The sequence below is a fragment of the Streptomyces sp. NPDC001348 genome, assembly GCF_053597535.1.
The window spans coordinates 1-6,221 of sequence record NZ_JBSFIK010000012.1 but is presented as its reverse complement, the minus strand read 5'-3'; the positions used below and the strand labels follow the sequence as shown (position 1 = coordinate 6,221).

Genomic DNA, 6,221 nt, shown 5'->3' with positions numbered 1-6,221 from the left:
GCAGGTCCACGAACACCTGTCCGCCCGGGAACCGGGCGCGGGCACCGTGAGCGGCTCGCAGCACCAGCGAGGTCTTGCCCGCGCCGGGCGGTCCGACGACGACGGCGGGTCCGCTCCCGCGGCGCTCCTCCGACAGGAGATGGGCCTTCAGCGAGGCGATGAGCCGCTCCCTTCCGGCCAGCCGTTGCCAGGGAGCCGCGGGGAGTTCCGCGGGCACCGGCCCCGGGGGGTTCCCGGAGCGCTGCGGCGTCAGCAGCGGCCCGGGCGGCAGACCGAGGGCGCGCGCGAGAAGCAGCAGTGACTGTCTGCGGGGGCGGGCGGTGTGGCCGGTCTCGAGGTTGCGGATCGCCCGCACGCTCAGTCCGGACCGTTCCGCCAGTTCCTCCTGGGTGAGGCCCCGTGCCTCACGCGCGTCGGCCAGCGCCGCCGCGAGCGTCTGAGGGTTCGGCGTTTCGGTCACGGCAAGCCCATCCTGTTGTGCGGTCCCGGTCCCGGTCGTGGTGGCCTCAGCCCTGCCCCGGCCCTCGTCCCGCGGGACGCATCAGCGCCGCCACGAACTTGTACCGGGAGCCGCGGTACACCGAGCGGACCCACTCCACCGGCGTGCCTTCGGCGTCCCGGGAGTGCCGGGAGAGCAGCAGCATCGGCAGCCCCACGTCGGTGGCCAGCAGCCCGGCCTCGCGCGGTGTCGCCAGGGAGGTCTCGATCGTCTCCTCCGCCTCCGCGAGATGCACTCCGTACACCTCGGCGAGTGCGGTGTACAGCGAGGTGAACCTGGCCAGTGACCGCCGCAGCTCCGGGAAGCGCCGCGCGGACAGGTGCGTGGCCTCGATCGCCATGGGTTCGCCGCTGGCCAGCCGCAGCCGTTCGATGCGCAGCACCTTCTCCCCGGCGTCGATCGCGAGCAGTCCCGCCAGCTTCGTGTCCGCGGTGATGTGGCCGATGTCCAGCACCTGTGAGGCCGGGTCCAGGCCCTGGGCCCGCATGTCCTCGGTGTGCGAGGTGAGCCGGAGGGTGCGGTACAGCTTCGGCCGGGCGACGAACGTGCCCTTGCCCTGGATGCGGTCCAGCCGTCCCTCGCCCACGAGTTCCTGCAACGCCTGCCGGACGGTCGTGCGCGAGGTGTCGAACCGCACGGCGAGCAGCCGTTCGGCCGGCATGGCCGAACCGGGGCACAGGGCCTCGGTGATCTCGAGTATCTGCTGCTTGACGCGGTAGTACTTCGGCACGCGCGCAACGTGACCGGGCGCCCCCTCGTGGTGCTGGGCGCTGCTGACGTCGATGGTCATGGCCTGCCTTCCCGGCTCACTCGGCGGTCTCCCGTTATAGCCCCCGGCGGCCCTATGGTCTAGTCCAAAGTGAACCGGGCGGCCTTCGCCCCGTCTGTGGCAGCGACGCCGCCCGGTGACTTTCTCGTAACGGAACGCATCGCTTACCGAACCACCCTTGACACCCCCAAAGGTCTAGGCCAAGCTCCACCGTACTGGTCTACACCACTAGTGGCCAGGTCCCGAGTCCCACGTGCGTCAGCGATTTACGCAGGTCACGGCAGGGGGCGTGGGGGATCGATGCATCCCTGAGGAGGGTGGCGTGAAGCGCAAGCTGATAGCCGCGATGGGTATCGCAGGCATGATGGTCTCGGTCGCGGCGTGCGGCGGCGGCAATGGCGACGACGGGGACAGCGGCAAGAACGCGGGACCGGACAGCTTCAAGGGCCAGACGCTGACGGTCTGGACGATGGACGGTTCCGCGCCGGAGCAGTGGACCAAGGACGTGACGGCCGCCTTCGAGAAGAAGACCGGCGCCAAGCTGAAGTTCGAGATCCAGAAGTGGGACGGGATCCAGCAGAAGATCACCACCGCCCTCTCCGAGGACAATCCGCCGGACGTCCTCGAGGTCGGCAACACCCAGACGCCGGCCTACGCCGCCACCGGCGGCCTCGCCGAACTCGGCGACCTGAAGCAGCAGATCGGCGCGGACTGGACCCCGTCGGTCTCCCAGTCCTCCGTCTACGACGGCAAGCAGTACGCCGCCCCCTGGTACTTCGCCAACCGCGTCGTCATCTACAACAAGAAGATCTGGGCCAAGGCCGGCATCAAGGGCACCCCGAAGACCCGTGGCCAGTTCTTCAAGGACCTCGAGACCATCGGCAAGAAGACGAACGACGAACCGCTCTACCTGCCCGGCCAGAACTGGTACTTCTTCGACGGCCTGACCATCGGCCAGGGTGCCGACCTGGTGAAGAAGGAGGGCGGCAAGTACGTCTCCAACCTCGGTGACCCGAAGGTCTCCCAGGCCATGGAGATCTACAAGAAGTACGCCTCCTACTCCAAGGCCCCCAAGGACAAGGACGAGGCCACCCCGCAGCAGGCCCAGGTGTTCGCCAAGGGCAAGACCGGTGCCTTCATCGGCATGGGCTGGGAGGCCGGCACGGCCATCGCCGCCAACAAGTCCATCGAGAAGGACCTCGGCTACTTCACCATCCCGGGCGCGACGGCCGGCAAGCCCGAGGGCGTCTTCCTCGGTGGCTCCAACCTCGCGGTCGCGCAGGGCAGCAAGAAGCAGGCGCTGGCCAAGGAGTTCCTCAAGATCGCCCTGTCCGACAAGTACGAGGGCCAACTGGCCAAGCTCAACGGCGTCATCCCGAACAAGCTGTCCCTGCAGGCCGGCCTCAAGGGCAACGCCGTCGCCGAGGCCGCCGCTCCGGGTGCCGCGGTCGGTGGCACCACCCCGCTGATCCCCGAGTGGGCCGCGGTGGAGAACACCCCGAACCCGATCAAGTCGTACATGACCTCCGTGCTGGAGGGCAAGTCCCCGGCGGCCGCCGCCAAGCAGGTCGAGGGCGAGATCAACAAGCGTCTGGCCCAGCAGAACTGATGACCCGCGCCGGGGGCGCCCGCAAGCGCCCCCGGCTCAGTTCGTTTCGCACGGCCGGTACGGCCACGGAAGAGATGGCAACTCATGTCAGTGCAGACCGAAGGCACGGACACGGCCGGGGGGCCCGCTGTCCCCGAGGCCCGGGTGCCGGCACCGCCGAAAGGCGAGAGCGCGGCCTCCCGGACCGCATCCGGCCGCCGCCGGGCCGCCGCCCCCTATCTGCTCCTGCTGCCCGCGTTGCTGGCCACGCTGGTCCTGCTCGGCTGGCCGCTGGTGAAGAACGGCATGCTGTCGTTCCAGAACCTCAACCCGCGGCAGCTCATCCAGCACCTCACCGAGTGGAACGGCGTCGACAACTACAAAGAGGTCCTGACCGGTTCGGACTTCTGGCACGTCGTCGAGCGCTCGGTGGTCTTCACCGCGGCCAACGTCCTCCTGATCATGGTGTTCGGCACCCTGATCGGACTGCTGCTGGCCCGCCTCGGCAAGAAGATGCGACTGCTGCTCATGCTGGGCCTCGTCCTCGCCTGGGCCATGCCCGTCATCGCGGCCACCACGGTCTACCAGTGGCTGTTCGCCCAGCGCTTCGGCGTCGTCAACTGGGTGCTGGACAAGCTCGGCTGGCACTCCATGGCCGACTACAACTGGTTCGGCTCCCAGTTCTCCACCTTCTCCGTGATCACCCTGCTGATCGTCTGGGGGTCGATCCCGTTCGTCGCGATCAACCTGTACGCCGCGACCACCACCATCCCCCGGGAACTGTACGAGGCGGCCTCCCTGGACGGCGCGGACGCGTGGAAGAGCTTCACCTCGGTGACCTTCCCGTTCCTCAGGCCGTTCCTGTACGCCACGACCTTCCTCGAGGTCATCTGGGTGTTCAAGGCGTTCCCGCAGATCTTCGCGATCAACCAGGGCGGTCCCGACCGCCTCACCGAGACCCTGCCCATCTACGCCTTCGTCGAGGGCGTGGGCAACCAGCACTTCGGTGTCGGGGCCGCGATCTCCTTCCTGACCATCCTGGTGCTGCTCGTCATCACCTCGTACTACCTGCGCATGGTGCTCAAGCAAGAGGAGGACGAGCTGTGAAGCGCTCCGCATTCGGCCGTTTCTGGCCCAACGCCACCGCCGTCATCCTCTTCGTCGGCTTCGTGTTCCCCGTCTACTGGATGTTCGCCACGGCGTTGAAACCGACCGGTGACATCGTCTCCGAGGACCCGGTGTGGTTCCCGACCGACATCACCCTCGGTCACTTCCGCAAGGCAGTGGACGCCGACCACTTCTGGACCCTGGTCGCCAACTCGGTCACCGTCACGGTCGGTTCGGTGCTCCTGTCCCTGGTCATCGCCCTGTTCGCCGCCTTCGCCCTCGCCCGGATGCGGTTCAAGGGCCGGCGCGGCTTCATCGTGGGCTTCATGCTGGCGCAGATGGCCCCCTGGGAGGTCATGGTCATCGCCATCTACATGCTGGTCCGCGACAACGACATGCTCGACAGCCTGGTCCCGCTCACCGTCTTCTACACGATCATGGTGCTGCCGCTGACCATCCTGACACTGCGCGGCTATGTGGCCGCCGTGCCGAAGGAGTTGGAGGAGTCGGCGATGGTCGACGGCTGCACCCGGCCGCAGGCCTTCCGCAGAGTGATCTTCCCGCTGCTGGCGCCCGGTCTGATGGCGACCTCACTGTTCGGCTTCATCACCGCATGGAACGAGTTCCCGCTCGTCCTGATCCTCAACAAGGACATCGAGAAGCAGACCCTGCCGCTGTGGCTGTCCCAGTTCCAGACCGCCTTCGGCGACGACTGGGGCGCCACGATGGCCGCCTCGTCCCTGTTCGCCCTGCCCATCCTGATCCTCTTCATCTTCCTGCAACGCAAGGCCGTCAGCGGTCTGACCGACGGCGCCGTGAAGGGATGACACCCCCGATGACCACACCCGCCACCACCGCGTCCGACAGCGGCTCCGCCGCCGGGGACACCCTGACCCGCGACGCGCTGGCCGTGTTGCAGCCGGGCTTCGCAGGCACCACCGCGCCGGACTGGGTGCGCCGTCGTATCGGTGAGGGGCTGGCCTCCGTCGCCCTGTTCGGCCGCAACGTCGCCGGTGAGGAACAGGTCACCGACCTCACCACCCGGCTGCGGGCCGAACGGGACGACCTGCTGGTGGCCATCGACGAGGAGAGCGGCGACGTCACCCGCCTCGAGGTCCGCACCGGCTCCTCCTTCCCCGGCAGTCACGCCCTCGGCGCCGTCGACGACCCCGAGCTGACCCGGAGCGTCGCCCGCGAACTGGGCCGCCGCCTGGCGGCATGCGGCGTCAACTTCAACTGGGCACCGTCCGCCGACGTGAACGCCAACCCCGACAACCCGGTCATCGGCGTACGCTCCTTCGGCGCGGGCACCGACCTCGTCGCCCGGCACACCGCCGCCTACGTCCAGGGCCTGCAGTCCACCGGCGTCGCCGCGTGCACCAAGCACTTCCCCGGCCACGGCGACACCAACGTCGACTCCCACCACGCCGTACCGCGCATCGACGTCGACGCGGACACCCTGTACGAGCGTGAACTGGCCCCGTTCCGCGCGGCCATCGAGGCCGGCACCCGCGCCGTCATGAGCGCCCACATCCTGGTCCCCGCCCTCGACCCGCGGTACCCCGGGACCCTCTCGCGTCGCGTCCTCACCGAGCTGCTGCGCGGCGAACTCGGCTACGACGGGCTGATCGTCACCGACGGCATGGAGATGCGCGCCATCTCGGGAACGTACGGCCTGGAGCACGGCGTCGTCCTGGCGATCGCGGCGGGTGCCGACGCCATCTGCGTCGGCGGCGGGCTGTGCGACGAGGACACGGTGGTCAGGTTGCGGGACTCGCTCGTCGCGGCCGTACGCTCCGGTGAACTGCCCGAGGAGCGGCTGGCGGACGCCGCCGCCCGGGTGCGGCGGCTGGCGGACTGGACCGCCGCCGCACGGCGCGATCCCGGGGCCGTGGTCGAACCCGCGCCGGAGATCGGCCTGGTCGCCGCGCGCCGCGCGCTGAGCGTGACCCGGGCGGGCGCCGTCGCACCGGTCACCGGGCCGGTGTACGTCGCCACCTTCAACCCGGTCGCCAACATCGCCGTGGGGGACGAGACCCCCTGGGGCGTCGGCGCCGAGCTCGAACGCCTGCTCCCCGGCACCACCACCGGCTCCTTCACCGGTGCCGACGCGGGCGGCGCCGCACTCGAGGCCGCGGACGGCCGGCGCATCGTCGCCGTCGTCCGTGACGAGCACCGGCACGACTGGATGCGTGCGGCCCTGGACGTCCTCCTCGCCGCCCGCCCGGACACCGTCGTGGTCGAGATGGGCGTACCGC

General features: G+C 69.4%; 6 protein-coding genes. 4 read left to right on the top strand and 2 right to left on the bottom strand.

Translation table 11 applies throughout. The features are described 5' to 3' along the window. A partial coding sequence (locus tag ACWC21_RS15015) for a helix-turn-helix domain-containing protein (RefSeq protein ID WP_450881753.1) occupies nucleotides 1-460 on the bottom strand: 460 nt, incomplete at its 3' end. Between the two features lie 46 nt (nucleotides 461-506). After that, nucleotides 507-1,289: a GntR family transcriptional regulator gene (locus ACWC21_RS15010; protein WP_450881750.1), complete on the bottom strand. Its 783-nt coding sequence runs from the start codon at nucleotides 1,287-1,289 to the stop codon at nucleotides 507-509. A gap of 301 nt (nucleotides 1,290-1,590) precedes the next feature. Between ACWC21_RS15010 and ACWC21_RS15005 the strand changes: the two genes are divergently transcribed. The 4 genes from ACWC21_RS15005 to ACWC21_RS14990 form a co-directional block, all read left to right on the top strand. After that, the gene (locus ACWC21_RS15005) at nucleotides 1,591-2,877 is read left to right on the top strand and encodes an extracellular solute-binding protein (RefSeq protein ID WP_450881748.1); all 1,287 of its coding nucleotides are present in this window, start codon (nucleotides 1,591-1,593) and stop codon (nucleotides 2,875-2,877) included. Between the two features lie 84 nt (nucleotides 2,878-2,961). Next, nucleotides 2,962-3,963 (top strand): carbohydrate ABC transporter permease, encoded by a 1,002-nt coding sequence (locus tag ACWC21_RS15000; protein WP_450881746.1) that lies wholly within the window; start codon nucleotides 2,962-2,964, stop codon nucleotides 3,961-3,963. Continuing rightward, nucleotides 3,960-4,790 (top strand): carbohydrate ABC transporter permease, encoded by an 831-nt coding sequence (locus ACWC21_RS14995; protein ID WP_450881744.1) that lies wholly within the window; start codon nucleotides 3,960-3,962, stop codon nucleotides 4,788-4,790. Before ACWC21_RS15000 ends, ACWC21_RS14995 begins: the two co-directional genes overlap by 4 nt. 8 nt (nucleotides 4,791-4,798) lie before the next feature. Next, on the top strand, nucleotides 4,799-6,221 hold a 1,423-nt coding region (locus ACWC21_RS14990; RefSeq protein WP_450881742.1), incomplete at its 3' end, for a glycoside hydrolase family 3 protein.

What these genes read in the sequence shown, in the direction of transcription:
- ACWC21_RS15000 (WP_450881746.1), top strand. Translation starts at nt 2,962, where the DNA reads ATGTCAGTGCAGACCGAAGGCACGGACACGGCCGGGGGGCCCGCTGTC.
- ACWC21_RS15010 (WP_450881750.1), bottom strand. Translation starts at nt 1,289, where the DNA reads ATGACCATCGACGTCAGCAGCGCCCAGCACCACGAGGGGGCGCCCGGT.